We start from the raw sequence: 26,298 nt of genomic DNA, 5'->3' as shown, positions 1-26,298 counted from the left end.
TGGGTGGGGTGCTGTCGGCCTCAAGCCGACAGCACCCCACCCACCACACATCCTTACCCAGGCGAGCGCCGCAGGCGTGAGAATTAAAAAAGGCAGGATGTGTTATGGCTTATAGAGCAGTTCGCATTCAACAAGATCCATTGAACTTCTTTCTTGATGAGCGTAATGGCGGGCCCTTTCTTCGCGTCTCTGATGTTATTCTGCGCGAGAATAAGAATCCACGCGAGATCTTTGCCCACCTGATTCGGATGGCGACGGCCAGCAAGTGGAGTCACTCTTCTATCGTGTATCTCGTCCGTGAGCCTGACATGGGCTATCACAATACCTTTTTAATCGAGGCCAAAACTAAGGGGGTGCATATCGCGAGCTGGCGCAACGAGGTCGTGCCGTACGACGAGTTCACTGTCGGTATCAAGCGTCCCAACCTGGATTGGTATATGGAGAACTCTGTGGAGCGGGCGTGGCACGATTCCCATCGCCCAGAAGGTACCCATGGTATCGAGTATCTACGCCACGTGCGTGGTATCGCCTTCGACCAGATGAATGGTCTCTACGATAAGACAACCGTCTATGAACTGAGCGCGCTCTACGCCGCCCGTGCCGCCCGTCGCCATCTCTCAATCCTACCACAGGCCGCCGATGCCGCGCAGAAGGCCGCTGATTTCTTCAAGCATGAGGACGAGGATGAGACCTCTCGGACATCTGTGTTACGCTTTATTTGTAGCGGCCTGGTGCAATATAGCTTCTTTGAGGCCCTGCGCCTGCGTATCGCACGCGATATAGACATTCCCGCGCACCGCGAGGCCGCCGAGCACAATCTGCGCAATATGCACAGAGTGATCTTCCGCGAGGATCCCGAGGGCATTATTCCAGATTATATCTACAAAGTCCAATCTGGGCAGCTTGATATTCACCAGACCGCGCCAGGAGATGTGCTGGACCTGTTAAAGACCGCCACTCCCGCGGACTTCAATAATAGCCCCAACCTGAATTGGCGCTTCGTGGCCCTTAAAGGCGTGGTCTGGAAGATTGAGCCTGCCGCCGATGACTATCTTCCCACCAATAAGGATGAGCAGGAGGTTCTGGACATGCTTAGCCCTGAACACTTCTCCTCCTAAGAGTTGATATGGCCTGTATCGTCTGCCTTCGTAGCGCATGACGTTTCGTTCGGGTGGCGTATGTCTGTTTCGATGCAGGCTGTGGGGGTTGGGTACGCCTGGAGCGGCGGGCAACGAAGAGCAGCCATATAAGGGTTGTCAGGAGGCCAATGAGCGAGAGGGTCGCGCCGACACGTAGGGAGAGTGGCTCATAGGTATAGCGCACACGGTGAGTACCGGGACCTACTTTGAGCGCGGGCAGTATACCATCGATCTGCTGGATGGGCACGGGCTGACCATCCAGCGAGGCGACCCAGCCGGGGTAGGCGGGGGTGCCAATCACGAAGTAAGCAGGCTTATCCGTGGAGAAGGTAAAGGTGTCTGGCTCAGGTGCCGCGTTCACAATATGGACGGGCGTGTTAAGCGGCTGAAGTGAGTTCAGCGTTGGTAAACGACCGGTAGAATCGGGGTTGACGAGATAGGCATAACCCGCGTCGGCAGTGTTTTTGTAGAGGAAGGTATTATCAACCTTCCCGACCTGTACCAGGCGTGGATCGGAGAGCGGTCGGCGCGAGATCACAATGCTTACGTTCATCAAGCCAAGGAGCCTGGGGTCTGGTTTGATGCTGGGGGAATCGGCGGGTGGAAAGTGAAGCTGGTAGCCATCTGCATGGTAGTCACCGGCACGCTGCATATAGGAGACATAGGACTCGATCAGAAGCGGATCCCAGCCATCGGCAAAGCGGGTCTGGGTCTGGACTGCATTCACCTGCGGCAGGTTCTCCTGGACGCCGTAGATGCGTCCACCTCCTGCAAGGTGCGCCGCGGTATATGCCAGCGCGGATGGAGTGGTTACTGTGCGTACATCGCCGAGCTGAGTAGAGGCGTTATCTATGAAAATAAGCGTCGTCGAGATGGCGAGAACGATAAGAAGGCCAGCCGGAACAGCGCTATACACAGAGATACGGCGTAGATAATGCAGGAGAGCGTCTGCCCCTAACCCGGCCAGGATGGCGAAGAGGAAAAGTCCCACAAACCAGATACGTGTCTGCCCACGGAAGCGATCAAAACTGGGCAAAATGTGTGAGACAAGCAGATACAGGGACGAGGAATTACCCATTGCGAGTCCAGCTATGAGTATGATGCCCAGAAGCAGTGGCCAGGCTTTACGCCAGCGCGTTACCAGCGCGAGTAGGGTCAAGGCGAGGACAATATATCCAGGTGTGATTAAGCCCTCCCACGGGAACTGGGGCCTGGGTTGCTGATTTAGTAGTTCATGGAGAAAGTCTTGCAGAGGATATGTATCACTGGAGCTTAGGGTAAGCTGGCGCGTTGAGTATGCTGTAAATTCCATTAGCGGCAAGAGGTGGATGGAGGCGATAAGCGCACCAATGATGCCAGCCGCGGTTAAACCAGCCAGGGAGGCGAAGAATGCCTGGCGTCCCTCCAGGCGCCAACGCTTGACCAGGAGCCAGGTGGCCTGGCCCGCCAGCATCAACATGCCATAGTAAGCCATCTGAGGATGGCCGGCCAGCAGAGTCATGGCGATGCAGATACCAAGCAGCGCGCCCCAGCGGCGTGGCTCGCGCACAGTCGCCCAACAGGAGAGGGCCAGCCAGGGGAACCAGGCCACGGTCTGAAAGATCGTCAGGTGGCCCGCGCCCAGGTGACTGATCAGTCGTGGCGTCGCCATGTAGCCAATCGCGGCCACCAGCGCGGCAAGATGCGATAGGCCAAACGCGCGACGTGCAAGCAGTAATGTACCCAGGCCAGCGAATAGTAGATGGCCCAGGATAAGCACGAGATAGTAGTCACGCAGGGGGAGAAAGTGGACCAGGTGGGTTGGGGGATAGAAGAGCGCCGCCAGCGGATCAGCGATCAGTGGCTGCCCGCCCCCAAAGTAGGGATTCCAGAGGGGGAGCTGGTGATACTGCGCGAAGGTGCGCTGAATCAAGAGCGCCGTGGGCCAGTGGCTGATGATCAAATCGCTCTTCTCCCAGGCTGCGGGCAACTGGTCAGAGGTAAAGGGAGCGGGCAAGAGGAGCGCGACCGCGACGATACCGAGTACCACTAGCTGACCTGCTATGCGCAGCCAGGCCGTCAACTTTGCTTTGGAGTATTGGAGTCTTTTGAAATATTGGAGTCTTAAGGGTGGATTCTTAATCATCTATTCGCCTTATCTCATCTAAAACAGTATAAGTTTTAGACGATTTTAACTACATGCGGTAACGATATGTATGCCCAGATCGCTTGAATCCTCGCGCCTGTGCGCCCGCTGTCGGAGGTATGGACGTTGGCGCGCGTTGCACGCGCGCCAACGTCCATACCTCCTATGCTCTTGACTTCTTTGGCCCGGCTTATTATACTTGACTTATTAGATCAAGTAAGTTTTATTTGATTGCCAGTGTAGAAGTCGGGATTGTTGTTGGAAGGAAAGAAGTATGCCTACCCCATTGAAGTTGATGTGTGTGCTGGCGCACCCGGATGATGAGTCAATTGCCCTGGGGGGCACGCTAGCGAAGTATGCCGCGGAGGGCGTGGAGATCTCCCTGGTGGTTGCCACGCGCGGTGAGCGTGGCTGGTTCAGGGATTGGAGCGAGTATCCAGGCCAGGAGGGCCTGGGGTGTATACGTGAGGAGGAACTGCGAGCCGCCTGCCGCGCACTAGGGATAGCGCGCCTGGACTTTCTAAACTATATCGACGGCGACCTGGACCAGGCAGATGGGGATGAAGCCGTGGCGAAGATCACAGCGCTGATGCGCCAGGTGCGACCCGACGTGGTTGTGACCTTTGGCCCGGATGGACTGTATGGGCATCCCGATCATATCGCCATCTCGCAGTTTACCACGGCCGCCGTGCTGTGTGCCGCCGACCAGGACTATGGACAGAGCTGGCACCTGGGTCCTCATCGCGTAGCAAAGCTCTACTATCGTGTCTCGACCCAGGATTGGTTCGCGCACTACACCCCTATATTTGGCGACATGATCATGCACATCGACGGGCAGGAGCGCACCTGTCTCTCCTGGATGAAGTGGGCCGTAACGACACGCCTGGATACCAGTGCCTACTGGCGCCAGGCCTGGAACGCCGTTCGCAGTCACGTCACACAGATTCCGCCCCTGGAGAAACTGCCCAGGTTTTCGCCCGAGGACCATAAGCGGCTATGGGGTCCGCAGGAGTTCTACCGCGCCTTCAGCCTGGTCAATAGCGGGCGGAGCGTGGAACAGGACCTCTTTGAGGGGGTGCGGCGCGCCTCCACGGTGAGCCTGCCCACAGTGACAATTACCCCGGTGGCCTCCACGCTAGTTCCTGAGTGGCGGTAGGCAGAAGACTTAATTGAGAACCTCTTCTTTCTCGTCGTCGCTGTGGCGGACCTCACGCAGGTCTTCGGGACTGTCGAGCAGGTCGATGAAGAGCACACCATTCAGGTGGTCAATCTCATGTTGGAGCGCCCAGGCGTAGTAGCCTTCGGCCATGACCTTCATCGGCTTGCCATTCAGGTCCTGACCCTTAACGATGACCTTATTAGCACGGCGCACATTCACGCCGTAGTAGCCTGGAATGCTCAGACAGCCATCCAGGCCGGTCTGTTCGCCCTCAGTCTTGATAATCTCCGGGTTTGCCATGGCGACCTTGTAGTGTTTCTCAGTCTCGGGATCTTCAAGTTCCACGACAAAGAGGCGCAGTGAGAGGCCAATCTGGGGCGCGGCGAGACCCGCGCCATCATTGGCATGCATCGTCTCAAACATATCCTTAACGAGCTTGCGCAGCGAGGCATCGAAGCGATGGATGCGTTTGGCCTTCTGGCGCAGAATGGGGTCGCCCAGCATCACAATATTGCGTAGTGACATGATTTTATTTTTCCTCATTTTAGAATGTGCTTAGCCGACGGCTATGTGCGTCTCTTCTTCGCTGGCGTTTTCCCAGGCGAGCAGGTCATTGATTGTGACCGGGAAGAAGCGGTTGAAGTAGGTAAGCAGGCGATCTAGCGTCGCGTAGTCCACCCTCTGACTACGCCCGGTGTGAAGCGCCACCAGGACACTGAGCGAGACGCCGCTCTCTTCCGCCATGCGGCGCAGACTGATCGGGCTGGCGTTCTGCATGGCGCGCTCAACGTTCAGGCGCGCGAGCAGGACTCGCAATTGACATGATATTGGCACGCGTCATTCTCCCTAATTTATAACTGGCAAGCGTTTATTCTGGCAACACCTGTGTAGCTATTTTTACTATAGAGCATGCGTATTGGCATGTCAATACATTGCAGTGACTTCTTTGTGCAAGACTCTTCGCGCCTGTGGCGCTCAAGGATAAATCGTATGGGCATGGAGGCGTGGGCGTCCGCCCACGCCTCCATGCCCATACGATTTATCCTTGTTGTAGGGTCCAAGCTTGCTTGGACTAACGAATTAGAACAAAAATTCTAAAAATACCTGGAAATTAGAAAATTTGGTCTAAAAAAGTATAGACAGCCCATCTTTTTCTTGCTACAATCTCTACCAGGATTACGGTTATATTGGTTGTCGCGTTAGACACATGTTTATTGGATTAGCGCGCTTTTTTGTCGCTGTTAATGTTGAAGCATAGAATAAGTTATACTGTCAGGTAAGAGCCCACTCTGCGGTCGGGTGCCACGGCGTGGTTGCATGAAAGGAGCAGTTGATGTCGATGCCGATAACTGGCGCCGAGGAGCAGGAGGAGGAGGAGCGCCATACCCCCAGGAGTCTGGTGCGGTATCGCTCGTCCAATAAACAGGGCGCCTCTCATGCGAACGTGAAGAATGGGGCGCGTAAGGGTACGCAAGCTCCGATCCAGCGGGCCTCGCGTGTGCGCACAACCGAGGATTATCCATTCCAGGTCACGGCTAAGCTGCCTGAGTCCGAGATAATGGATGCGCCGCGTGGAAGACGAGGGCAGGCCGCACACCCTTTGGTCTATCTTGGCCTGGGTATGCTGGGTATGCTTGTGCTCTGGATATGTCTGAGCCTGCTTCTCGGCTGGGGCCAGGGCATGCTTGATGATATGCATTATGGGCGACCGCGCACCTTCCAGATGGATATGCGCGTGGGACACAATGAGCAGGCGGGCCAGCCCAGCCACTTTATTGCCCTGAATCTGAATCGACGTATCCAGGTTATTGAAATTTCGGGTGGAGATCCCGCGCATACCCATGTTTATACCGGGCCGCAGTTATATGGCGCGCAAGATGACCTTGTGCCCGTAACGCTGCGCTTTGTAGACGTCAATGGAGATCATCGCCCAGATATGATCGTGTCTTTTCAGGGGACGCAAATCGCCTACATCAACGAGCAAGACCAGTTCCGCCCTGCGACCCCCGCCGAGCAGCCCCAGATAGAGCACTTCTTGCAGAGTCACTAACGTAGGGTCCATGGGTCCATGCCGGCATGGACTGCGAGCGAAGCGACCTTCCCGCGTCTGGGTGTCAGCCTGCGGGCCGGGCGAGTCCATGCCAGCATAGACCCTACGTTAGTGGCTTCCAGGTCAGGTTAGATGGAGGCGGATGCGGTGCCAGGCGTTGTTGGCGTAGCCTTTGAAGTTCCAGAGCTGGCGGGCATCGGCAGGTTGGGTGTGGCCGGCAGCGTCCCAGGCGCGGGCGAATAGCTGACATGGGCCGGGTGGAAGGTTAAGTGTTGTTTCCCAGAAGCACCAGGCCCAGGGATCGTTTCGCTCCGTAATCGTGGCGATGGTCCAGGTCGTGCCCTTGTCAGCTGAGACCTCGACTCGTTGGATGGGTGATCCCTCGCCTGTAAAGGCGTACCCCAGGATGCGCACCGGTCCCGCCTCTAGCGTCTGCCCATCCTGGGGTATGCAGATGACCGCGTTCAAGGGAAGTGTTTCCAGCATCTTACCCTGGGTGGTATCTGTCGGGGCCTGGGTGACGTTGGGTGGAAAGAGCTTATAGGCTTGGGCCTGGAAATAGTTATGCGAAGGCTCGTCTTGCAGGGTAATCGTCCCAAGCCATTTGACGCTGCGCGCGCCGATATAGCCAGGAATGATGACGCGTACAGGGAAGCCATGCATAGGCGTGAGTGGCTCTCCATTCATCTCAAAGGCCAGGAGGACCTCGGGCGCCTGGGCCTTCTCAAGCACGATAGAGCTGCCAAAGCCAACGGCCTTGCCCTCTTCCCACACCTCGTCGAGACCGCTGAAGGAGACGTAACGCGCCTCGGGTGCTATTCCGGCGGCCTGAAGTACATCACGTAGGGCGACACCACGCCAGCGGGCATTACTGATAGGCTCGGCGCCCCAGGGAATTTCGTTGGGGATCGCATGAAGAGCCATAAGCTCGTCGCGCCGGCTTCCCGTGCATTGCAGGGTGCCCATGATTGTCTGGGAGGGAAAGCGGGATTGCAGCTCTTCCAGGCTGAACTCCAGGGGAGACCTGACCATACCCCCGACTCGGAGGCGGTAGGTTGCGGGATCGATAGCGGGTATAGATCCGTGGTTGCGGGCGAAGAAGAGCGTCTGAGGCGTCACAAAGGAGCGGCGCAAAATGGGTAGGGGAGTGCCTGCATTCAAGGGCTGCTCCTGATAGACAATAGTAAGCGCGTGCGCGGAAGAATTACTCATATTGCCACCTCCGATTATAAGCGTTTTGTGCCAGGGATAGCAAGCGAACGATACTTGCTATCTCTGGCACGTCTGATGGGTATGGTGAGGTGACGTTTTTCTTCTAGTTTAGAACAGAACTATGTGCCTGCATGTATCGCTCAAGGAGCAGATTTATTAGTTGAATGTGGATGCTTGTTTGAGGGGGAGCGAGACGGTGAAGGTTGAGCCTTTGCCGATGGTGCTCTCGACTGAGATGTGGCCCTGGTGGGCGCGCACGATCCAATCGACGATGGCGAGGCCCAGCCCACTACCGCGCTTGTGGGCGGCGTCGCGACTGCGAGCGGCATCGGCGCGGTAGAAGCGCTCGAAGATATGAGGGAGGTGTTCAGGTGCGATGCCTCGGCCTGTATCGCGCACGACGAGCAGCCCTTGATCGCCCACTTTCTTGACGGTCACGCTAACGTAGCCGTGGGGTGATGTATAGGCGATGGCGTTATCGACCAGGTTCATGACAACCTGGATCAGGCGGGCCTCGTCGCCCTGGACTTCGACGGGCGCCAGGTCCTGGGCCTGGAGGGTGATATCGCGCTCCTGGGCTAATTCGGTGGCGGTGGAGATGACCGCGTCGACAACCTGGTCCAGGTGGACGGACTCATAGATGAGGTGAGCCTCTTCCTCGTCGGAGCGTGCCAGGGCCAGGAGATTCCTAATCAGGTCGCCCAGGCGCAGGGTCTCTGTATTGACCTGCTGGATGACCTCCACATACTCCTGTGTGTTGAGTGGTTGGAGCAGGGCGACATCGGTTTTGCTTTGAATGGCTGCGATAGGTGTGCGTAGCTCGTGTGAGGCATCGGCGACGAAGCGCTTCTGGCGCGTAAAGGCATCTTCCAGGCGAGCGATCATGGCGTTGAGGGTGGCTCCCAGGAAATAGACCTCGTCGCGCGCGCGGGGAAGAGGGACACGCTGGCTAAGATCACCAGAATTGATAGCGCGGGCCGTCGAGGTCAACTGGTGGATAGGAGCGAAGGCGCGCGCGGCCAGCCAGTAGCTACCCAGGCCGCTGATAGCCAGCAAGAAGGGTGTGAGTAGTAGCAGGACATAGGCGGTGTTGCGCAGTACGCTATGCAACTGGTTCAGAGACTCGCCAACCTGGATGATGGCGTAGGGGCGGCCATGGTCTGTGATAACCTGGCTATACAGGCGTAGCTCAACCTTGTCGCCTTTTTGCTCTCTCAGTTTCAGCGTCTGCTGCATGATCTGCTGGGTACCAAATTGAGCGGAGGTGAGGGTGGGCAGAGCGTAGAGGCGAAAGCCCGGCGACTCACGCACGACGCGCCCATTACTATCAAGGATGCGGACCAGTAAGCCATTAGTGATATCGGCGGGAATGCTGCGAGGGTCGGAGTGTGTTGCCTCCAGGCTCGGGATATTGCCAGTGTGGTCGCTAATGGTCAGGTGGTTATTCTGCTCGCTGATCTCGCTGGTGAGCAGGCCGGCCTGGAGTGAGAGCGTGGTGTCGAAGCTGCCCTCAAGCGAGCTTTCCAGGTATTTGTAGACGATAGCTCCCGCGCAGAGAATAATCAGGGCGAGCACGGCGGTATACCAGAAGGTGAGTTGGAGCCGCGTCCCCATGGGCCAGAGGTGGGAGCGCAGGCGCTGCAAGGTTTTCATAGAGTTTTTCCTTTGAGCTGGTAACCGACGCCACGAATGGCCTGAATGACATCGGGTTCGCCCGACGCGCAGAGCTTGTTGCGGAGATAGCGGATATACACGTCGATGATATTCGATTGGTAGGGGGCCTCGCCATCCCAGACGTGGTCCGCGATGGTTTCCCGGCTGAGCACCTGGCGTGGGTGGTGAAGGAGAAACTCCAGCAGGGCGTATTCGCGGCTGGAGAGGGTAAGCTGGCGTGAGCCACGCCAGGCCTCGCGCGTCTGAGTGTCCAAGGTTATGTCCTCGAACTGGAGCGTTGCCGAGGTCGCGCTCTTCTCGCGGCGTAATAGCGCGCGTACACGGGCCTCCAACTCGCGGAAGACAAAGGGCTTGACGAGATAGTCATCGCCGCCCAGGTCGAGTCCGCGTACGCGGTCATCGATCTCGCCACGGGCCGTAAGAAAAAGAATAGGGAGGGTACGATGAGCGCTGCGCAGGCGGCGGCACACCTCAAAGCCATCCAGCGATGGGAGCATCACATCGAGGATCAGCAGATCATAAGGCGTCGCCAGTGCGGACGCCAGCGCGTCCTCGCCATCAGTTGCCAGGTCGGTGACATAGTGGAAGCGCTCCAGACCACGTTGAATGTCTGGCCCTAAGCTAGGATGATCTTCCGCGACAAGAATGCGCATTTGTTCTCCCTTCTGTTTAACTCACTCTCGCGCTTGTGGCGCTCGCTTCGGTAGATGGTGTTATGCAGGTTGGCAGCCTCTGGCTGCCAACCTGCATAACACCATCTACATATGGGTTAAGTATATTGCTGGCAGGTTGGCTCCGCCAACCTGCCAGCAATATACTTATTATTTAATAACCAGGGTGAAGAGGACCAGGGAGACCGCGCCGGCCGCGATACAGTAGTAGCCGAAGGGATCGAGGCGCCCGGTCTGGAAGTAGCGCATCAGGAATTTGGTGCTCAGGAAGGCCATGATGCCGGAAAGGACCATGCCCAGGAGGATAATGCCCATTATCGTGGCTGACACATGGAAGAGCTGTGGCACTTCGAGCAGGGCGGCGGCACCGATGAGGGGCGTGCCCAGCAGGAAGGAGAAGTGCGCCGCATCCTCGTGGCTTAGTTTCGCGCCGAGGGCCGCAACCATTGTCGCGCCCGAGCGTGAGATGCCGGGAATCAGGGCCAGCGACTGAGCGAAGCCGATCAGGATGGCCTCCCACCATTTGAGCGATTTGAGGGGGCGGGAGAGAATTTCCTGCTCTTTGGCTGGCATGCTCTGGAGCTTCTTCAGATTACGACGCCGCCACCACTCACCGATGAAGAGCAGGATGCCATTCACGATGAGGAAGGTTGCCGCGATGATAGGCGAGGCAAAGAGCGATTTGAGCGGTTTCTCTAGAAAAACGCCCAACAGGGCTGCGGGGATACAGCCAATAATAATGAGCCAGCTTACCCAGCTTTCAGTTCCTACCTGCACGTTTGCCTCTTTAATACTGGTAAAGAGGGTTTTGCAGACCTGGAGCCAGTCGCGCCAGAAATAGATAACCAGCGCGATGCTGGTCCCGAGGTGGAGCGCGGTGATAAACGGAAGAAAACGCTCATCATGGACCAGGTCTCCCCAGTTGAGCAGGCCAGGGACAATCACGGTGTGACCCAGGCTACTGATGGGAAAGAGTTCTGTAAATCCTTGTAGAAGCGCCAGGAGAATGGCCTGCCAGAGCGTCAGGTTCATACCTTACAAATCCTTTTCTTTCTTAAGAGACGTTAAAGCCGTTTCTATGCCTGCTCCTGCTTTACGCCCTTATTGGGACGTGGACGCGAGACGAGGGCGACGAGCGCGCCGACAATAGCCAGGCCCAGGAAGGCCACAAAATGCGTGGGGTGCGAGGCGGTCGAGTCATGCGTGACCAGGATGTGATCGTAACCAGGAATGATATAGTAGATACTGCACAGGAGTGCGATGATGGCAACGATGATGCCGCCGATGAAGAGGAGCTTGCGATTATTCATTGGGATCTGCCTTCTTTCTTTCTTTGTAGAGATTATATATAAATTGTATATGTTGCTGTGCTATCGCGCCTGCGGCGCTCATTCTGGGTGTGGTACAGTAGTGAGCCCGCTACTGGCGTACGCGGCTACTGTACCACACCATATTACCTGAAATCTCTACTTATTGCGAGTGTACGAAGTAAAAATGAGAAAATGATGAGAAGGAAGAGAGGCTTCCTAAAAGTACCGTGGTCTCTGAAACGCTGCTGGCTTGCCTGGCGTGTGAGAGAAGGCAGCTTGACTGTATTTACTTTTGTTGAAAATGAGGAGCATATATAGTATGGAGAAGCGATTATGAAGAAACGTAAATTGGGGCGTTCATCGCTTGAGGTTGTGCCGCTCTGCCTGGGTGGCAATGTCTTTGGCTGGACGATAGATGAAGCCGTCTCTTTCAAAGTACTGGATGCCTATGTCGCCGCGGGCGGCAATTTTATTGATAGCGCCGACGTCTACTCGCGCTGGGTGCCTGGTAATCAAGGTGGAGAGTCTGAAACCATTCTGGGCAAGTGGATGAAGCAGCGCGGCAACCGCGAGCAGATGATCATCGCGACCAAGGTGGGCTCTGAAATGGGGACGGAGCAGAAGGGACTCTCGCGCAAGTATATTATGCAGGCGGTTGAGGCCTCGCTCAAGCGCTTGCAGACAGACTATATCGATCTCTACCAGTCACACAGGGATGATCCCGAAACCAAGCCTGAAGAGACAATGGCGGCTTACGCCGAACTGGTGCAGCAAGGAAAGGTTCGGGCGCTGGGAGCCTCAAACTTTACGGCTGAGCGCCTGCGGCTCTCGCTCCAGGCGAGTCAGCAGCATGGCTATCCACGTTATGAGAGCCTGCAACCGCTCTACAACCTCTATGATCGTGCTGATTTTGAGCGTGACCTGGAGCCTCTCTGCCTTCAGGAGCAGATTGGTGTCATTCCCTACTATGGCCTGGCGAGCGGCTTCCTGACGGGTAAATATCGCTCAGATAGGGATCTGCCTCAGAGTTCAAGGGCGCAGGGAGTCAAGCAGCGCTACATGAATGAGCGCGGTGAGCGCATCCTGGCAGCTCTCGACAAGGTTGCGGAGGCGCACCAGGCCACGCAGGCCCAGGTAGCGCTAGCCTGGCTGATCGCTCGCCCCAGCATGACGGCCCCCATTGCCAGCGCCACCTCAGTGGAGCAGGTCAATGACCTCATGAAGGCGATTGATCTCAAGCTCGACGAGGCCGCTATCAAGGCCCTGGACCAGGCGAGCGCCTGGCAGTAATCACCTGGCTTTCCCATCCATAGTGGAGGAGCCTATCCTCGTGACGCGGGAGGCCCACCTCTTCACTTGATGCGCAGTGGACCAGCCTGGGGAGCTATCATAAGAGATGGCTCCCCAGATTTCTCAAGACAATTTCTTCATCCCGTTAGAATTTTGGGATTTGCAGCAAAGTTGGAATCAGGTGATCTTCGAGTATGGCGAATACGTCTATGTTCTTGAAGGTGATATTGACGATTATATAGATGGATACCACTGCTGGTTTAGAGGTAGAAAAGAGCGCTATATAGAAGAGTGGGAGGCCGCCCTTAAGGTTGCCCGTCACATAATAAAGCAGAAGTACTCTGACCGACGCTGCTAAGGCACGCGTCTACATATAAGCACATGATATGTAGACGCGTGCCTTAGCAGCGTCGTGCCACCATACACTGCCCGGAATAATTAGCGCAATGAATCGACTCTCGATGTCGTTGGTAAAAGTGTAAGCAAAATTTGCTACATAGTGGCGTTGACAGTTGATATATAAATATTCAATACTTTGATATAGATGAGGATATAGCGCAATGACGATTTTTGAGCATATAGATGAAATGGATCGGCGCAAATTTCTCGCGCTAGGTGCGGGTGGTTTATCGGCGCTGCTGGCGGCCTGCCAGAGTGGAGGCTCGGGTATTGTGAGCGCCGCTACGGCAACGCCTAAGGCGACGGCGAGCCCGACCAAGCCTCCCACACTGACTGATGTCGATTGGGTGAACCTGGGGAAGGGCCTTAAGGGAGAGCTGGTGCGGCCTGGAGATGGCAAATATGATGTCGCGCACCAGTTGTTTAATCCGCGCTTCGATAATATCAAGCCAGCCGGTATCGCGTATTGTGCCTCGCCCGAGGATGTGAAGGCTTGCATGGACTTTGCCAGGTGCTTTAACCTGCCATTCACGCCCCGCTCGGGCGGACATTCCTACGCGGGCTACTCTACCACTACTGGTTTGGTTGTGGATATGACGAAGCTGGGCGATGTCAATGTGGATACGGGCGCGGGGACCGCGACTATTGGCGGAGGCGCGCGCCTGATCGATGTCTATTCCGCGCTTACCGATCAGGGAGTGATTATTCCCGCAGGCTCCTGTCCCTCGGTGGGCATCGCGGGTTTAACTATGGGCGGGGGTATTGGTGTTCTGGGTCGGAAGTATGGCTTGACTTCTGATAATCTGCTGGGGGCGCAGGTGGTGCTGGCCAATGGGCGGGTCGTCACCTGCAATGAGAGCCAGGAGCCTGATCTCTTCTGGGCCTTGCGTGGCGGTGGCGGCGGCAACTTTGGCGTTGTGACCTCCTTTACCTTCAAGGTACACCAGCTCTCCTCTGTGACGCTCTTTACGCTGGGTTGGGCGTGGAGCAACGCCGGAGATGTCGTGAATGCCTGGCAGAACTGGGCGCCCCAGGCTCCCGATGAACTCTGGTCCAACTGCCTGCTGCTAGCGACCAAGGATGGCCCGTTGGTGCGCGTAAATGGCGTATATGTGGGAGACCAGGGCGCGGCCAACGCGCAGCTCCAGCAACTGATTGATCGCCTGGGCATCGCGCCGACGAGCCGCTATGTGTGGCAATCTGGCGTGCGTGATGCCATGCTCTACGAGGCTGGTTGCTATGGCAAGAGCGTGGAGCAGTGTCGCCTGCCCAGCATGGGACCCCAGGGCCAGGTACAGCGCGAGATCGATCTCTCCAAAGCCGACTACTTCACCAACGCGCTACCGCGAGCGGGCATTGACGCCCTGGTCAACGCGATCAATAAGCGCCAGGCCAACGGAAGCTTCACGGGCGGTGGCATTGGCATTGATGCGCATGGCGGAGCGATCAACCGCGTTGCCGGCGATGCCACCGCCTTCTCGCATCGCAACGCCCTCTTCTCGGCTCAATATACCGCGACCTGGGAGCCAGGCGACTCGGACAGCCTGGTCGCGGCCAATCGCTCCTGGCTTAGCTCGACCTGGCAGGCCATGCGCTCCTATGCCACCGGCACCTCGTACCAGAACTATATCGATCCCGACCTGCCCAACTGGCAGCAGGCCTACTATGGTTCCAACCTGGCGCGCCTCAAACGCGTCAAGTCCAAGTATGATCCCAACAACTTCTTCCACTTCGCGCAAAGCATTCCATTGGCGTAGAGAATTATTGTTATGGGTATGGTGGTGTGGTGCTTGGCGGGCAATTGCCCGCCAAGCACCACACCACCATACCCATTTTTGTGGGCGCCTCCCTTCGTGTCGTTCTATGCTATTATTAAAGGATTGAGGAAGGAGACGAGATGGAAACAACCTTGAAGGAGGCGAAGAGCATCCTGACGCCACAGCGCAAGGGCTTCCTGGCGGGCGGACCATACCCCTTCACGCATGCCCTCTCGGCCTATGTGGGGTGTGGCTTTGGCCGAACCACCTGTGGCATGTACTGCTATGCTCAATTCCTGCCCAACTGGTCTTTTGGTAGCAACGGAGCGGCCTGGGGCGACGCGGTGCAGGTAAAGACGAACGCCGCAACCTTGCTGGAGCGAGAACTCAAGCGTATGTCACCCGAGGCGCGCGGGCACTTGCGCATCTTTATGAGCAGCACCACCGATCCCTACCAGCCGTTGGAGCGGACATACGAAGTAACGCGCCAGTGCCTGGAGGTCTTCGTGGGCTTCCCTGACCTGGACCTGCTGGTAATTCAGACGCGTTCGCCCCTGGCGGAGCGCGACCTGCCCCTGCTAACGCGTATCCCCTATGCCTGGCTCTCCGTCACTATCGAGACTGATGACCAGGAGTATTTAAAGCAACTAAGAGGAGGTCCCGCGCTGGAGAAGCGCTGGGAGCTTGTGCGGGCGGCGAGTCAGCATGGTGTGCCTACCCAGATCACCGTCAGCCCCTGCCTCCCCTATTCCAGTGTAGAACAGTTTGGTGAGCGCCTGCTCACCAGCGGAGCGCGGCGCGTCATCGTGGATACCGTAGTGGATGGAGATGGCTCTGGAGGCAGGCGTACCGCGCATAGCCCCTTCGCCCAGGCGGAGTCCAACTGGTCTGAGACGAGCGCTGCCCATCACCTGTACGCATATCTAAGCGAGCGAGCAGGGGAGCATGAAATCGCCCTTGGCTGGAGCAACGCCGGTTTCTGTGGTATCGCCCCAACATATCTGATATGGGACGCAAAAATATGAATCGCATCTTTTGCGCACTTCCGCCTTGACAGGTGAAATCGCAAACAGCTATAATTGTTATAGCAAATAGTTATTATCGAATGTAGACCCAGGCAATGACCATATTTGGAGGTACCCATCGATGGCGAATGATTCGCTGACCCCTTCCTTGAGTTCTACCCGTCAGTATGCTGCGTTGATCCGCGAGAACATTGCGCGTGTTATTGTTGGTAAATCAGAGATTGTTGATCTTTTGCTTGTCGCGCTGCTCAGCAATGGACATGTGCTCCTTGAAGATGTACCCGGCATGGGGAAAACGGTCCTGGCAAAATCGCTAGCGCGTTCGCTCAATGCGGCTTTCCAGCGTATCCAGGGAACACCTGATTTGCTCCCAACTGACATTATTGGTGTCAGCTATTTTGACCAGAAGCAGAACGAGTTTACTTTTCGCGCGGGACCACTCTTCTCGCAAATCCTCCTGGTAGACGAGATTAACCGTACTACCCCACGCACCCAGGCGGCTCTCCTTGAGGCGATGGCCGAACGCCAGGTTACGGTCGAGCGCGAGAGCAGGCGTCTCCCCCAGCCGTTCCTGGTCATTGCGACGCAGAATCCGGTCGAGCTTGAGGGGACCTTTCCGCTGCCAGAAGCGCAGCTTGACCGCTTCTTCCTGTGGGTTCAGATGGGCTATCCCAGTGAGGAGGAAGAACAGGCCATCCTCCACCGCTTCAAGCTGGAAGAGCCACTGGACACGTTACAGGCCGTGGTGAGCGGGGAGGAGTTTCTTGCTTTGCAACAGGCCATTCGCCAGGTGCAGTGGCAACCCGTCGTTGAGCGCTATCTCCTGGCGTTGGTCCGTAGCACGCGCTCGCACAAGGACATCCAGTTGGGCGTGAGTCCACGCGGCACGCTGGCGCTCTATCGTGCCTGCGAAGCCTATGCCGCGATCCAGGGGCGGGATTTTGTCGTGCCGGACGATGTTAAGTACCTGGCCCCCTTTGTCCTGGGCCACCGTCTCATGACCACACATCGCAACCGTATGCGTGGTAGGCGTAACGCGGAAATTATTGCCGAGATCATCCAGGCGATACCTGTTCCCACCGAGGAAATCTCTTCGGTGCTTGCCCCAAGGTAGCCAGGCAATGAATATACAGGAAGCCTACGAAGCTAATTTTTATCGGGAGATCCTTAAACAGCGCCGCTCATGGTATCTTGTGGCCTGCATTCTTTTTGTTGTGAGCGGGATCAGCCGTCAGCCGCTCCCACTGCAAGCGGGCGTTTTCACGCTCGTGATCGCGATTGTCCCGGACCTCTACTTTCGCTACGCGCTGAGGCACCTGCTTGTCCGCCAGCATGTAGACCGGAAGAAGCTTTTCCTGGGGGAACAAGTTACGCTGACGATGAGCATCGAGAATCGCAAGTGGTTGCCCCTCCCCTGGGTGCAGATGGATAATACTATCTCTCCCCCACTGGTGATCTTGAAGCAGGCAGAGACCAGATTACAGGCCGCCCCGCGCGAAACGTTCACCAGTTCATGGCTGCTGTGGTCCTACCAGCGTGTGACGCAGCGTTTTACGATGAGCGCTTATGTGCGCGGCTGCCATATTTTTGGGCCGCTCAAGTTGCGTTGCAGTGATCCCCTGGGTTGGCTGGAGCGCGAGCTTCTTCTGCCTGCCAGCGAAGAAGTAGTGGTCTATCCGCTGATCGCCCCGCTGGAGAGCCTGGGCCTCCCCTCAAAGTTCCGGATGGGTGATTATATCGGGCCACGCCAACTGCTTGAAGATCCGCTCTGGTTTGCCGGCATTCGCGCCTATCAGCCGGGCGACGATTTGCGTCGCATCGATTGGAAAGCGACCGCGCGCACAGGTGAGCTATGCAGCAGAATCTACGAGTCGACTACCCGGCGCCAGCTCTTACTCTTGCTGGATACTCGCGCCTATTCACCTCAACTACAGGGACCCGATAGCGCTATTCAAGAGTTTTGTATCTCGGTGGCCGCCTCATTAGCGACGTGGGGACTCGAGGAGGGGTATATGGTGGGCCTGCTCGCCAACTGCGCGCTGGCAACGCCAAGCCATGCACTCAGCTCTGTAGTCAACACTGACCAGGAAGGAGATGCAGGGACGACAGATATGTCCAACGCGGTAGACTACTCTGTGCCAGGGGTGAGCGTTCCCTTTGGCCTGAACTATGAGCAAGCTGAGGACCTTTTGACTATGCTTGCATGCCTGACTCCTGATCAGCACACGCCCATGGAGTATGTGCTTGAAAACGCGTACGAAATGTTTGCGCGGGGTACCACTATCCTGCTGATCAGCGCTACCCAAACACTCAGTGAAGACACGCTTGAACTGCTTCAGGAACAGCAGAGGCGTGAGTGCGCGGTCCATCTCGTGTTGGTTGGGGAGCCAGAGGAACGACGAGAACTTCCAGGAATTGAAGATTTTTCCTGCTACTACCCTGGAGGAAAGGAGAAATGGCATGAACTCACCCACGCGATCAACGATGCACAGGGAACGCTCGTCGGTAGGAGCGCAGTTCACCTCCAACTGGATTGAGGTTCTTGCAATCCCGGTTGCTTCAGCCATCATGGAGGCGCTGCCCATCGCTCTGGCGTTCCAGGTCCTGGTCGAGAAGATTTTCTTTGCTTCCAACGCTCAACCGGAGCTTAACATTGCCAGTGTGGCACTCGTATTGCTTGGCTTGCACTGGTGGATGCTGTGGCGACGTACAAAAGTTGTAGCAGCCAGTGTATCAAGAATACGTGTTCAGCTCATGCATATACTGAGCGTTGTGGTCGTCTTTGCGTTCCTGCTGTGGACGAATCCCGCTTTTGCCGAGGACTCGGGTGGTTGGACGATCATGCTGTTCCTGACCGCCGTGGTCTGGTACCGCAGTTATTCCCGTACGCGGCCCGACGAGGAGACGAATCAGCTTGTGTGGGGCTTAAAGGTTGGCTTCCTGCTCCTGCTCGGTGTAATGTTTTTTGCGCTCACCGAACAGTCCATGGGATCTCCGTCCCTGAACCGCACTTTGATGACCGATCTCCCCATTTTCTTCCTCTCAGGCTTGCTGGCTCTCTCATTTAAACGCCTCAGCATCCTCAAGCAAGAGCAAGCACGGCACAGCAAGGACCCAGGCAGTTTTAAGACAGGAAGGTGGATTACGGGTCTGGCGCTCACCTGGATGGCCGTTATTATTGGCGGTATTGCCTTTGAAGCCCTTCCGCCTGAGGTGTTAGCCAGCGTGGTCAATGTAATTCTGGGCCTGTTTATCTCGCTTCTGAGCCTGCTGGCTTATCTCTTTAGCCTGCTCAATTTTGGAAACGCTTCACAGGGGCCATCTCTACCAGACCTACCCAAACGCCAACTTCAGCCACCATCTTCCATCCCGGTATTGCATACCCCTCCGCCAACTACTCTTGCCTTGCCTCTTACCCTGATCGGATTTGGTTGTGGCATTCTTCTGGTTGTCATACTTATGCTTGTCATACTCAAAAGGAGGGTATACGAGACAAATGCAGGGGAAGGAAACGAGGTGCGCGAAAATCTCGATAAGGAGAAAATTCAAAAAGAGCGGCGGAAGGAGCGCAATCAGCGGACCAGGCTTGAGGCGCTAGATCCCTCATCCGCGCGTGCGCGCTACCGTGAACTCCTCACATCCATGGCGACGCAAGGGCTGTCACGCCGTGCTGACGAGACGCCCGCTGAATATCAGGCTCGCCTGTTGACTCTCACTCAGGTCTTGCCTGAAGCGGAGGAGCAGGAAACGCCAGCGGATCAGGAGATTCTTGCGGCCTTAACCCAGGACTATACCCGCGAGCGCTATGGCGCGAAGCCACTAACCCCTGAACGCCGGGACTACCTACGCCAATGGCTGCCATCATTGCTGCGACGCCTGGTAAAAAAGGCTGGTAGAGCCCCCCACGATGAATCGGGGGGCTAACGCGTCCAATAGGCGTCAAGTGAAGAAGTTCTGGTCGATCCTCACGCCCAGGCCGGGAGGCAGCCCCAAACCATAGGCGCCCGATTTAGCGAGCACAAGGCGATCTATCGCAGGAATACAGAAGAACGGGTGTCTTTTTGCCGTGTTGGATTCTCTCGTGGAAGCGTCGCCACGTCATAAAACTCCATACACAACAAAATACACCTTTCAATCAAGAAAATCTGCTATGCCGTATCATTGCGATAAATCGCCTCACGCGCGATAAATCGGGCGCCTATGTGAATTGATTTCCTGCAGCATAGCAAATCGAAGTCCCTTTCCTCTCTGTTATTCACAAGCCCTAACCTCAGAAGAGCAACCATTGACAGCTTAAATTCATCGTGTTATATTGTTACCAAGTTACCAAGATAACAATTTGAAAAATAGAAGGAGCTGCGCATGATTGCTCAATTAAAAGCAGTCCACGGAATGAACTACTGTGTGGAGGTTAGCCACCGCCTGACCGAAATGCCGCCGAAAGAGGGACAACACTAATGCGCTTTAGCCTTTTCTCATTGCTCGATGTGTATGACACCGAGGCGCGCACCTCTGTCGCGATCTACCAGCAGACCTTGGAGCAGATTGCCCTCGCTGACGAACTGGGCTTTGACTCCTATTGGATCGGGGAGCATCATGGATATCTTACACCGAATCAACTGCTGGCCAACCCTAATCCTGCGATCCTGCTCGCTGCTGCGGCGAAGCTGACACAACGGATCGGCCTGAATACTGCCGTCGCCAACCTCTCCTTGCGTCATCCGCTTCAACTCGCCGAGGATTACGCTCTGGTTGATCTGCTCAGCCAGGGACGCTTGGGCCTGGGCATTGGGCGCGGAAGTTTCGCGCATGAATATGCTGCCTTTGGACAGGACGTGGCTGAGAGCTTTGGCCGTTTTGAGGAGAGTTGGGAAATCATTCAGCGACTCTGGCGTGGAGAACAGGTGACGTTTCAAGGTCGCTATTTTCAGCTTGAGAATGCAAAGCTCAATGTCACGCCAGTGCAACAGCCTTTCCCACGCCACTGGTTCTCCGCCATCAAGGGAGATTCATTTGCCACGCGGGGTCGAGCAACTCAACCAGTGATCAGCCTGCCCCACATTAGCGCGAAGAGCTTTGCTGACGCTCAGAAGCTGGTCGAGAACCATCGCAGCCATTACCTGGCAGCAGGTGGTGATAACGAGCACTATGAGTTGCCGCTGATCCTCTACACGTTTGTGGCCCCCACACGCTCGGAAGCCCTCCATGTAGCTGTTGATGCGCTGCGCCGTTATATGGAGCATCAGCATCCCGGCAGTCATGAACAGATCATGCATGTCATTCATCATCTAATGGACCAAAAGCTCCTCTGGTTTGGCACGCCCAGCGATCTGATCGAGGTGATTGCACAATTCCAGGCACACATCGATCCTCGTCATGTCGTGTTCTGGTCGGACTTTGGCGGCCTGCCACCAGAACTCGTCACGCGCTCAATGTGGCTCATTGCCCAGGAAGTCCTGCCTCATTTCACCGGACAAACGAACTGAGCTCTTGTTGAAATTGTACAGATAAGCACGAGCAAGGGCGGCCAGATACCATTATGCGTATCTGGCCGCCCTTGCTCGTGCTTGTCTCTTTAGTTCAAGAAGTCTTTGAGCTGACGGCTGCTGTAGGATTGGCGTAGCTTGCGGAGCGCTTTGGCTTCGATCTGGCGTACGCGTTCGCGGGAGAGATGCAGGTTCTCACCGATCTCGGCCAGGGTGTGCTCTTTGCCATCCAGGAAGCCAAAGTGGTACTGGATGATGTGGCGCTCGCGTTCGTTCAGCTCGTCGAGCACATGCGCGATCTGCTCCCTGAGGATGTTGCGCGTAGTGATGTCGGCTGGCGAGGCTGTGACCTGGTCCTCGACGAAGTCGCCCAGGGAGCTATCGCCATCGTCACCAACAGGTGACTCTAGGCTGATGGGCTGCTTGCCCGCCTCCAGGATATCGTAGACGGTATCTACGCTGATATGCATGCGCTCCGCGATCTCCTCGGCGCTGGGCTCGCGTCCCAGTTCCTGAAAGAGCTGAGAGCTGGTGCGGTGCAGGCGGTTGACGGCCTCGTGAAAGTGGACCGGCAGGCGGATGGTGCGGGCCTGGTTCGCGATGGCGCGATTGATTGCCTGGCGAATCCACCAGGTGGCGTAAGTGCTGAACTTAAAGCCTCTGGTATAATCAAACTTTTCGACGGCGAGCATCAGGCCCGCGTTCCCCTCTTGAATGAGGTCTGCTAAAGCCATGCCACGTCCCATGTACTTGCGCGCGATGCTTACGACCAGGCGCAAGTTGGCTTCAGTCAGGCGGTCGCGCGCATTCTGAGCCGAATCCATGATCGCGTGCTCTGGTGGAACCTTGAGCAGGCGTGCGCGCTCCTGCTCCAGCTTGCCTCGCTCGATCTGCTGCGCCAGTTGCACCTCTTGTTCGCTGGTCAGCAGGGGAACGCGACCCATCTCGCGCAGGTAGGTCTCAAGGGTATCTCCAGGCTCGCCCGCGGCCTCTATAAGGGCGGCGGGATGACTGGACTTCGCTGTATATGTAGGAACAGGCTCTTCCTCTTGCAGAGGCTCCTCTGTTGTGTCTTCAGCCTCTTCCTGTTCTTCGTCCTCATCCAAAGCGTCCTCCTCGTGAAGGAGTTCGGCCTCGTCCAGGTCGAAATCGTGCTCCTCCTCACCTGGTTTCGTCGTAAAAGGAGACTCCTGAAGAGGGAGTAAACGTGTCATATTCTTCTCATGATCTTGAAGTAACATTGCCATAGGCGGGTCTCCATATTGATAAACGCACAATAAAATAAGGCAATGTGTGCGCGTGCATTTCGCTCAGTGTATTACGGTTTAGCTATTGGTTATAGGTCTTCATCTAAATATCGGCAGGAATAGCGGAGTCCTTAAGTACATATCGTTCGTAAGTGCGCCTCGTACCAGGAAGACAGGTCGGGCGCGATACAATCTCGACACAATTTCTAAATGTCTGTAGCGTAAGCAGGTGGAAGGATAGGTGCTTTTAGCATTTACATAAGCATTTGCATAGTAGAAAACACCTGTGGGGTTAAATTTATTCCACCTCTAGACAACAATGACGCCCTCTCTCCACCGATGGGTAAGTTTTCTCCTATATATTATACTATGAACTTCAATTTTTATTCCTTTAGCGTTACCTTAGTACTTATTTTTCCATGTGTTTATGCTTTATTAGAGATAGATGTTTGCTTGGTTAGAGAATGGTGAGTGGGGGAATGTGTGGGGACACCCCACGCCCCGGCAGGAGGGAGACCCTCCTGCACCTCCCCTGGATGTGGAGAACGCGCCAGTTAGAGGTAAGTGGGGGAATGTGTGGGGACACCCCACGCCCCGGCAGGAGGGAGACCCTCCTACACCTCCCCTGGATGTGGAGAACACACCTGTTTGAAAGAAGTGGAGGATTGATGATACAAGGTAAGCGCTGGCTTCCTTCAGGAAAGGCTCTGGTTGTGCTCTGCCTGGCCCTTTTGTTGGGGGCACTCTCCTTCGGTGGGTATGTGCCTCTTGCCAGGGCGGTAGCGCGTGTTGAGCCGACACGCGTGACCTACTTTTATCCCTCCTCAACGGCACAGGCCACCGTCTCGGGTTATTGTTGGATTGGCTCGCTGGCTGCCTCGCGTAGTGATGCCTGGCGGTGTGCTACCGGCAATATCATCTATGATCCATGCTTTGAACCTGTCGCGTCCAAGTCTGGAAGCCTGGTCATCTGCAATCCCAATCCCGCTACGGGGCAGAAAGGCATTCGGGTAAACCTGAATCAACCTCTGCCCCGGGCGGAAGCTTTTAAGGGACCAGACACTCAGGCCTGGATGCTTGTGCTTGCCAATGGCTCATTCTGCTCCTTCCTCACAGGTGCTACCGGCCTGGTAAATAATCAGCGCATCGATTATGGCTGCTCCGATGGTTCAGTCGTGATTGGTCTTCCGAAAACAGGAAAGGTCTGGATGGCAAAAGATCAAGCTTCTGGGAGCAACACGCTAAAAGATGTGCCTGTAAAAGAGGCATGGCTATGAAAGGATGTGATCTATGTCTGGCACCTGGCAGACGCCTCGTCGTCCATCGCGTAGCTGGCTTCAGGTCTTTTTTCTCGGTTTTCTGCTATTCGTTTTAACTGTGGTAGTTATGTCCTTGACGAGTAACTCAAACCTTTATCCCACCGTGATCGTGATCGGTAACTTTCTCATTCCGGTCGTCTTTGTCGCTTTCCTGTACGATCATCAGCACATCACATCGCTTTCGCCAGAGCAAATTGCCAAAAGCTTCTGCCTGGGTGGTGTGCTTGGGGTGCTGGGCGCGTCAGTACTTGAGGCGCTATTGCTTCCACCACAGACCCGCCCTGACCAGGAGCTCTCATTTCGCAGTGGCTTACTGATTGGCCTCATTGAAGAGGGATGTAAAATCCTGGCTGTGATCTTCCTTGCGCGTAAGATGCGCCACGATTCACCCATTGACGGCTTGCTGCTTGGCGCGGCTGTGGGTATGGGTTTCGCGGCCCTGGAGAGCACGGGCTATGCCTTCAATGCCTTTATCTACAGTCATGGACGCTTTAGCGCGTCTATCGTAGAGACGATCCTGCGTGGCCTGATCGCGCCCTTTGGACATGGCACATGGACCGCCATCCTGAGCGCCGTCCTCTTCCACGAGAGCGCGCCCCACCGTTTTCGCATCACAATTCCCGTCATCCTGGTCTTTGCCTTCGTCGTGGTGTTGCATGGGGCCTGGGATGGCCTGCCCCATTCGCTCTACTTCGTGATCCCCCCGGGTTTCCCCATCTCGGTCGCGACCCTCATTATCAGCATCCTCGGCATCGGTGTGCTCGTATTCGTCTACAAGCGCGCCGAGAAAGAACGACTGCCCGAGCAGAAGTAAAGAAGATGATATGAGGTGAGGATGTGGTTTGAGGTCCACAAACCACATCCTCACCTCATATCCCAATGGAAGAGCGGCGTTTGTTGCTAAGGTGTGTATAATAGGAAACTGTAGTGTAATGACTTGCTGGCCTGATCAATAACCAATTTTGTAAACGATAGGCCAGGTGGACTTTGTATATTTTATCTATTAAAAGCTATGAAAATGTGACTCTGCTGAAGCTGGTCCCTACTGAGGGGTGTGTTTCCCCATTTTTCAGCGGAGTCATATATTGAAGGGATTCATCGCGTATGCAGCAAGCTGTAGAGCAGAATTCGCAGCAGGAACCGCAGGCATCTTCTAGCGTGGATAAGAGCGGTTGGGCGAGGCGTAGAGAGGAGCGCGAGGCGGCCAGACTCGCCAGGCAGCTAGCTAAGACAGCCAGGAAAGATCAGGCGGCATCCCTCAACGCGTTTGATGTGACCCGTACGGAGCCTGGAAGCTTCTATGAGCAGGCCATTGAATGGACGCATCGCGCCGACAAAATTATCAACCTGGTGCTCGGGTATCTGCTGGCAATCGCCTCAGTCCTGGGCTTTATGGATGTGCTCTCAAATGGTGAGGTCCTGGGCCATGTGCCGTTTCTCTTCTATATCTGGCTTCTCATCATGGGCCTGGGCGTCGACTTCCAGATCCTGCTGGTGATCGGACGTGTTCCCGACCTGGCGCGTATGGTTGGGCATCCAGTGGGCAAATGGGTGCTTGTGATCTTTAATATCGTCTTCCTGGCCTTCCTCGCTTACGTCTCAATCATCATTGGGGCTGTCTTTACACAGCATCGCGACGTACCGGGAACCATCGCGCAGGCCATGCAAATGCTGGGCATCAACTCCACCAGTTTTGTCTATGAACGCGCGGCCCTGGCGACCTGCCTGCTGATCCTGATGGCTATTGACCGCACGATGGAGCGCTGGCGTATGCAGATCGCCGTGGGAAATCGGCAGCAGCAGCTTGATAAGCAGCAAGTGCAGATCAGCGAGGTAGAGACGCAGGTAGAGAGCGTCCAGCCAGCGCAAAATGTGCAGGCCAGTGACCTCACACAGGTGGTCCAGGCCATGCAGGAGATGAACGAGCAGAACCTGGCGGCCATGCATGCCATGAACAACGAGATGCTCAATCGCTTCTCCCAGGTTACCGTTGAACTGGTGCGCGAGACAATTGAGCGGACCGTCGCCACTGTTGCCCTCCCCTCCGCAGAGTCGCCTGCCCTGCCCGCTGGCAAGGCTGAAGACGAAGCCACAAGCGAGTCGCGCCCCTCCTTGAACGAGCAGAACCTCTTTGAAGATGAGCCAGGGCGCACAACAGAGGCTTTGAGCGCGATTGATTTCAAGTTTCGTGGTGCTCAACCATTTACGCCGGATTACGGCAAGCTTATCGCGGACATGTACCAGGAAAACAACGAGATTACGGTGCTAGAGATCGTTGACCAGTTGCGGTGCGCCCGCAGCACAGCCACCAAGTGGCTCAAACGCGTCAAGGAAGAGGCATAATGCCTGCCTGATCCTCCAGCCCATGCAGTAGGCCCCACGCCCATGCAGGTGTGAAAGGTAGTGCTTCTAAAAGGCGCACCTACCTTTCACAC

General features: G+C 55.9%; 23 protein-coding genes. 14 read left to right on the top strand and 9 right to left on the bottom strand.

Translation table 11 applies throughout. From position 1 onward, the window contains the following. Positions 1-104: 104 nt before the first annotated feature. Positions 105-1,118 carry a hypothetical protein gene (locus KRAC_RS33450; protein ID WP_007915020.1) on the top strand — a complete coding sequence of 338 codons (1,014 nt, stop codon included), beginning with the start codon at positions 105-107 and terminating at the stop codon, positions 1,116-1,118. On the opposite strand, the gene KRAC_RS33445 is transcribed toward KRAC_RS33450, so the two are convergent. After that, on the bottom strand, positions 1,093-3,264 hold the full coding sequence (locus KRAC_RS33445; RefSeq protein WP_007915018.1) for a glycosyltransferase family protein: 2,172 nt from the start codon (positions 3,262-3,264) through the stop codon (positions 1,093-1,095). The genes KRAC_RS33450 and KRAC_RS33445 overlap by 26 nt on opposite strands. A 274-nt stretch (positions 3,265-3,538) precedes the next feature. Between KRAC_RS33445 and KRAC_RS62985 the strand changes: the two genes are divergently transcribed. Continuing rightward, complete coding sequence (locus tag KRAC_RS62985; RefSeq protein ID WP_007915016.1) at positions 3,539-4,420, top strand: PIG-L deacetylase family protein; 882 nt, start codon at positions 3,539-3,541, stop codon at positions 4,418-4,420. Positions 4,421-4,429: 9 nt separating this feature from the next. On the opposite strand, the gene def is transcribed toward KRAC_RS62985, so the two are convergent. Both def and KRAC_RS33430 read right to left on the bottom strand, forming a co-directional pair. Then, on the bottom strand, positions 4,430-4,948 hold the full coding sequence (gene def / locus KRAC_RS33435) for a peptide deformylase (RefSeq protein ID WP_007915014.1): 519 nt from the start codon (positions 4,946-4,948) through the stop codon (positions 4,430-4,432). A gap of 30 nt (positions 4,949-4,978) precedes the next feature. Beyond that, positions 4,979-5,257 (bottom strand): helix-turn-helix domain-containing protein, encoded by a 279-nt coding sequence (locus KRAC_RS33430; RefSeq protein ID WP_007915013.1) that lies wholly within the window; start codon positions 5,255-5,257, stop codon positions 4,979-4,981. Between the two features lie 505 nt (positions 5,258-5,762). Between KRAC_RS33430 and KRAC_RS33420 the strand changes: the two genes are divergently transcribed. Next, positions 5,763-6,473, top strand: coding sequence for a hypothetical protein (locus KRAC_RS33420; protein WP_169460975.1), 711 nt, complete (start codon positions 5,763-5,765; stop codon positions 6,471-6,473). Between the two features lie 123 nt (positions 6,474-6,596). Here the strand turns inward: KRAC_RS33420 and KRAC_RS33415 are convergent, their stop codons facing one another. The 5 genes from KRAC_RS33415 to KRAC_RS33395 all read right to left on the bottom strand — a co-directional run bounded on the left by KRAC_RS33415 (position 6,597) and on the right by KRAC_RS33395 (position 11,340). After that, positions 6,597-7,685, bottom strand: coding sequence for a sulfite oxidase (locus KRAC_RS33415; RefSeq protein ID WP_007915010.1), 1,089 nt, complete (start codon positions 7,683-7,685; stop codon positions 6,597-6,599). 156 nt (positions 7,686-7,841) lie between these two features. Further along, positions 7,842-9,338 (bottom strand): sensor histidine kinase, encoded by a 1,497-nt coding sequence (locus KRAC_RS33410; protein WP_007915009.1) that lies wholly within the window; start codon positions 9,336-9,338, stop codon positions 7,842-7,844. After that, on the bottom strand, positions 9,335-10,012 hold the full coding sequence (locus tag KRAC_RS33405) for a response regulator transcription factor (RefSeq protein WP_007915008.1): 678 nt from the start codon (positions 10,010-10,012) through the stop codon (positions 9,335-9,337). The genes KRAC_RS33410 and KRAC_RS33405 overlap by 4 nt, the downstream gene beginning before the upstream one ends. A 168-nt stretch (positions 10,013-10,180) precedes the next feature. Continuing rightward, positions 10,181-11,062: an undecaprenyl-diphosphate phosphatase gene (locus KRAC_RS33400; RefSeq protein ID WP_007915007.1), complete on the bottom strand. Its 882-nt coding sequence runs from the start codon at positions 11,060-11,062 to the stop codon at positions 10,181-10,183. Between the two features lie 44 nt (positions 11,063-11,106). Further along, on the bottom strand, positions 11,107-11,340 hold the full coding sequence (locus KRAC_RS33395) for a hypothetical protein (protein ID WP_007915006.1): 234 nt from the start codon (positions 11,338-11,340) through the stop codon (positions 11,107-11,109). A gap of 333 nt (positions 11,341-11,673) precedes the next feature. Between KRAC_RS33395 and KRAC_RS33390 the strand changes: the two genes are divergently transcribed. The 8 genes from KRAC_RS33390 to KRAC_RS33355 all read left to right on the top strand — a co-directional run bounded on the left by KRAC_RS33390 (position 11,674) and on the right by KRAC_RS33355 (position 21,297). After that, positions 11,674-12,630, top strand: coding sequence for an aldo/keto reductase (locus KRAC_RS33390; protein WP_007915005.1), 957 nt, complete (start codon positions 11,674-11,676; stop codon positions 12,628-12,630). Positions 12,631-12,736: 106 nt separating this feature from the next. After that, positions 12,737-12,988 carry a hypothetical protein gene (locus KRAC_RS33385; RefSeq protein ID WP_007915003.1) on the top strand — a complete coding sequence of 84 codons (252 nt, stop codon included), beginning with the start codon at positions 12,737-12,739 and terminating at the stop codon, positions 12,986-12,988. Between the two features lie 202 nt (positions 12,989-13,190). Next, the gene (locus KRAC_RS33380; RefSeq protein ID WP_007915000.1) at positions 13,191-14,786 is read left to right on the top strand and encodes an FAD-binding oxidoreductase; all 1,596 of its coding nucleotides are present in this window, start codon (positions 13,191-13,193) and stop codon (positions 14,784-14,786) included. 140 nt (positions 14,787-14,926) lie between these two features. After that, a complete protein-coding gene (locus KRAC_RS33375) occupies positions 14,927-15,811 on the top strand; it encodes an SPL family radical SAM protein (RefSeq protein WP_007914998.1) in 885 nt (294 codons plus the stop codon). A 121-nt stretch (positions 15,812-15,932) separates the two neighbouring features. Then, complete coding sequence (locus KRAC_RS33370) at positions 15,933-16,925, top strand: AAA family ATPase (protein WP_007914993.1); 993 nt, start codon at positions 15,933-15,935, stop codon at positions 16,923-16,925. A gap of 7 nt (positions 16,926-16,932) precedes the next feature. After that, the gene (locus KRAC_RS33365) at positions 16,933-18,348 is read left to right on the top strand and encodes a DUF58 domain-containing protein (protein WP_007914991.1); all 1,416 of its coding nucleotides are present in this window, start codon (positions 16,933-16,935) and stop codon (positions 18,346-18,348) included. Next, on the top strand, positions 18,272-19,735 hold the full coding sequence (locus KRAC_RS33360; RefSeq protein WP_083814947.1) for a DUF4129 domain-containing protein: 1,464 nt from the start codon (positions 18,272-18,274) through the stop codon (positions 19,733-19,735). Before KRAC_RS33365 ends, KRAC_RS33360 begins: the two co-directional genes overlap by 77 nt. Positions 19,736-20,268: 533 nt before the next feature. Then, positions 20,269-21,297, top strand: coding sequence for an LLM class flavin-dependent oxidoreductase (locus tag KRAC_RS33355; protein ID WP_007914983.1), 1,029 nt, complete (start codon positions 20,269-20,271; stop codon positions 21,295-21,297). Between the two features lie 89 nt (positions 21,298-21,386). On the opposite strand, the gene KRAC_RS33350 is transcribed toward KRAC_RS33355, so the two are convergent. Further along, the gene (locus KRAC_RS33350; protein ID WP_007914981.1) at positions 21,387-22,544 is read right to left on the bottom strand and encodes a sigma-70 family RNA polymerase sigma factor; all 1,158 of its coding nucleotides are present in this window, start codon (positions 22,542-22,544) and stop codon (positions 21,387-21,389) included. Between the two features lie 668 nt (positions 22,545-23,212). Here KRAC_RS33350 and KRAC_RS33345 point away from each other — a divergent pair. The 3 genes from KRAC_RS33345 to KRAC_RS33335 all read left to right on the top strand — a co-directional run bounded on the left by KRAC_RS33345 (position 23,213) and on the right by KRAC_RS33335 (position 26,206). Continuing rightward, positions 23,213-23,821: a hypothetical protein gene (locus tag KRAC_RS33345; protein WP_040445505.1), complete on the top strand. Its 609-nt coding sequence runs from the start codon at positions 23,213-23,215 to the stop codon at positions 23,819-23,821. Between the two features lie 13 nt (positions 23,822-23,834). Then, positions 23,835-24,677, top strand: a complete 843-nt coding sequence (locus KRAC_RS33340) for a PrsW family intramembrane metalloprotease (RefSeq protein WP_007914979.1) — start codon at positions 23,835-23,837, stop codon at positions 24,675-24,677. Positions 24,678-24,967: 290 nt separating this feature from the next. Then, positions 24,968-26,206 carry a hypothetical protein gene (locus KRAC_RS33335; RefSeq protein WP_007914976.1) on the top strand — a complete coding sequence of 413 codons (1,239 nt, stop codon included), beginning with the start codon at positions 24,968-24,970 and terminating at the stop codon, positions 26,204-26,206. The last annotated feature ends 92 nt before the right edge of the window (positions 26,207-26,298 follow it).

This window comes from Ktedonobacter racemifer DSM 44963 (assembly GCF_000178855.1).
Classification (GTDB): Bacteria; Chloroflexota; Ktedonobacteria; order Ktedonobacterales; family Ktedonobacteraceae; genus Ktedonobacter; species Ktedonobacter racemifer.
This window is presented reverse-complemented; position numbering and strand designations above follow the sequence as displayed.

Coding starts and splice junctions, on each gene's coding strand:
- KRAC_RS33415 (WP_007915010.1), bottom strand. CDS start 7,685: ATGAGTAATTCTTCCGCGCACGCGCTTACTATTGTCTATCAGGAGCAG.
- KRAC_RS33350 (WP_007914981.1), bottom strand. CDS start 22,544: ATGGCAATGTTACTTCAAGATCATGAGAAGAATATGACACGTTTACTC.
- KRAC_RS33445 (WP_007915018.1), bottom strand. CDS start 3,264: ATGATTAAGAATCCACCCTTAAGACTCCAATATTTCAAAAGACTCCAA.
- KRAC_RS33375 (WP_007914998.1), top strand. CDS start 14,927: ATGGAAACAACCTTGAAGGAGGCGAAGAGCATCCTGACGCCACAGCGC.
- def (WP_007915014.1), bottom strand. CDS start 4,948: ATGTCACTACGCAATATTGTGATGCTGGGCGACCCCATTCTGCGCCAG.
- KRAC_RS33385 (WP_007915003.1), top strand. CDS start 12,737: ATGGCTCCCCAGATTTCTCAAGACAATTTCTTCATCCCGTTAGAATTT.
- KRAC_RS33365 (WP_007914991.1), top strand. CDS start 16,933: ATGAATATACAGGAAGCCTACGAAGCTAATTTTTATCGGGAGATCCTT.
- KRAC_RS33400 (WP_007915007.1), bottom strand. CDS start 11,062: ATGAACCTGACGCTCTGGCAGGCCATTCTCCTGGCGCTTCTACAAGGA.
- KRAC_RS33420 (WP_169460975.1), top strand. CDS start 5,763: ATGCCGATAACTGGCGCCGAGGAGCAGGAGGAGGAGGAGCGCCATACC.
- KRAC_RS33345 (WP_040445505.1), top strand. CDS start 23,213: ATGATACAAGGTAAGCGCTGGCTTCCTTCAGGAAAGGCTCTGGTTGTG.
- KRAC_RS33450 (WP_007915020.1), top strand. CDS start 105: ATGGCTTATAGAGCAGTTCGCATTCAACAAGATCCATTGAACTTCTTT.
- KRAC_RS33380 (WP_007915000.1), top strand. CDS start 13,191: ATGACGATTTTTGAGCATATAGATGAAATGGATCGGCGCAAATTTCTC.
- KRAC_RS33355 (WP_007914983.1), top strand. CDS start 20,269: ATGCGCTTTAGCCTTTTCTCATTGCTCGATGTGTATGACACCGAGGCG.
- KRAC_RS33340 (WP_007914979.1), top strand. CDS start 23,835: ATGTCTGGCACCTGGCAGACGCCTCGTCGTCCATCGCGTAGCTGGCTT.
- KRAC_RS33370 (WP_007914993.1), top strand. CDS start 15,933: ATGGCGAATGATTCGCTGACCCCTTCCTTGAGTTCTACCCGTCAGTAT.
- KRAC_RS62985 (WP_007915016.1), top strand. CDS start 3,539: ATGCCTACCCCATTGAAGTTGATGTGTGTGCTGGCGCACCCGGATGAT.
- KRAC_RS33335 (WP_007914976.1), top strand. CDS start 24,968: ATGCAGCAAGCTGTAGAGCAGAATTCGCAGCAGGAACCGCAGGCATCT.
- KRAC_RS33360 (WP_083814947.1), top strand. CDS start 18,272: ATGAACTCACCCACGCGATCAACGATGCACAGGGAACGCTCGTCGGTA.
- KRAC_RS33410 (WP_007915009.1), bottom strand. CDS start 9,338: ATGAAAACCTTGCAGCGCCTGCGCTCCCACCTCTGGCCCATGGGGACG.
- KRAC_RS33405 (WP_007915008.1), bottom strand. CDS start 10,012: ATGCGCATTCTTGTCGCGGAAGATCATCCTAGCTTAGGGCCAGACATT.
- KRAC_RS33395 (WP_007915006.1), bottom strand. CDS start 11,340: ATGAATAATCGCAAGCTCCTCTTCATCGGCGGCATCATCGTTGCCATC.
- KRAC_RS33390 (WP_007915005.1), top strand. CDS start 11,674: ATGAAGAAACGTAAATTGGGGCGTTCATCGCTTGAGGTTGTGCCGCTC.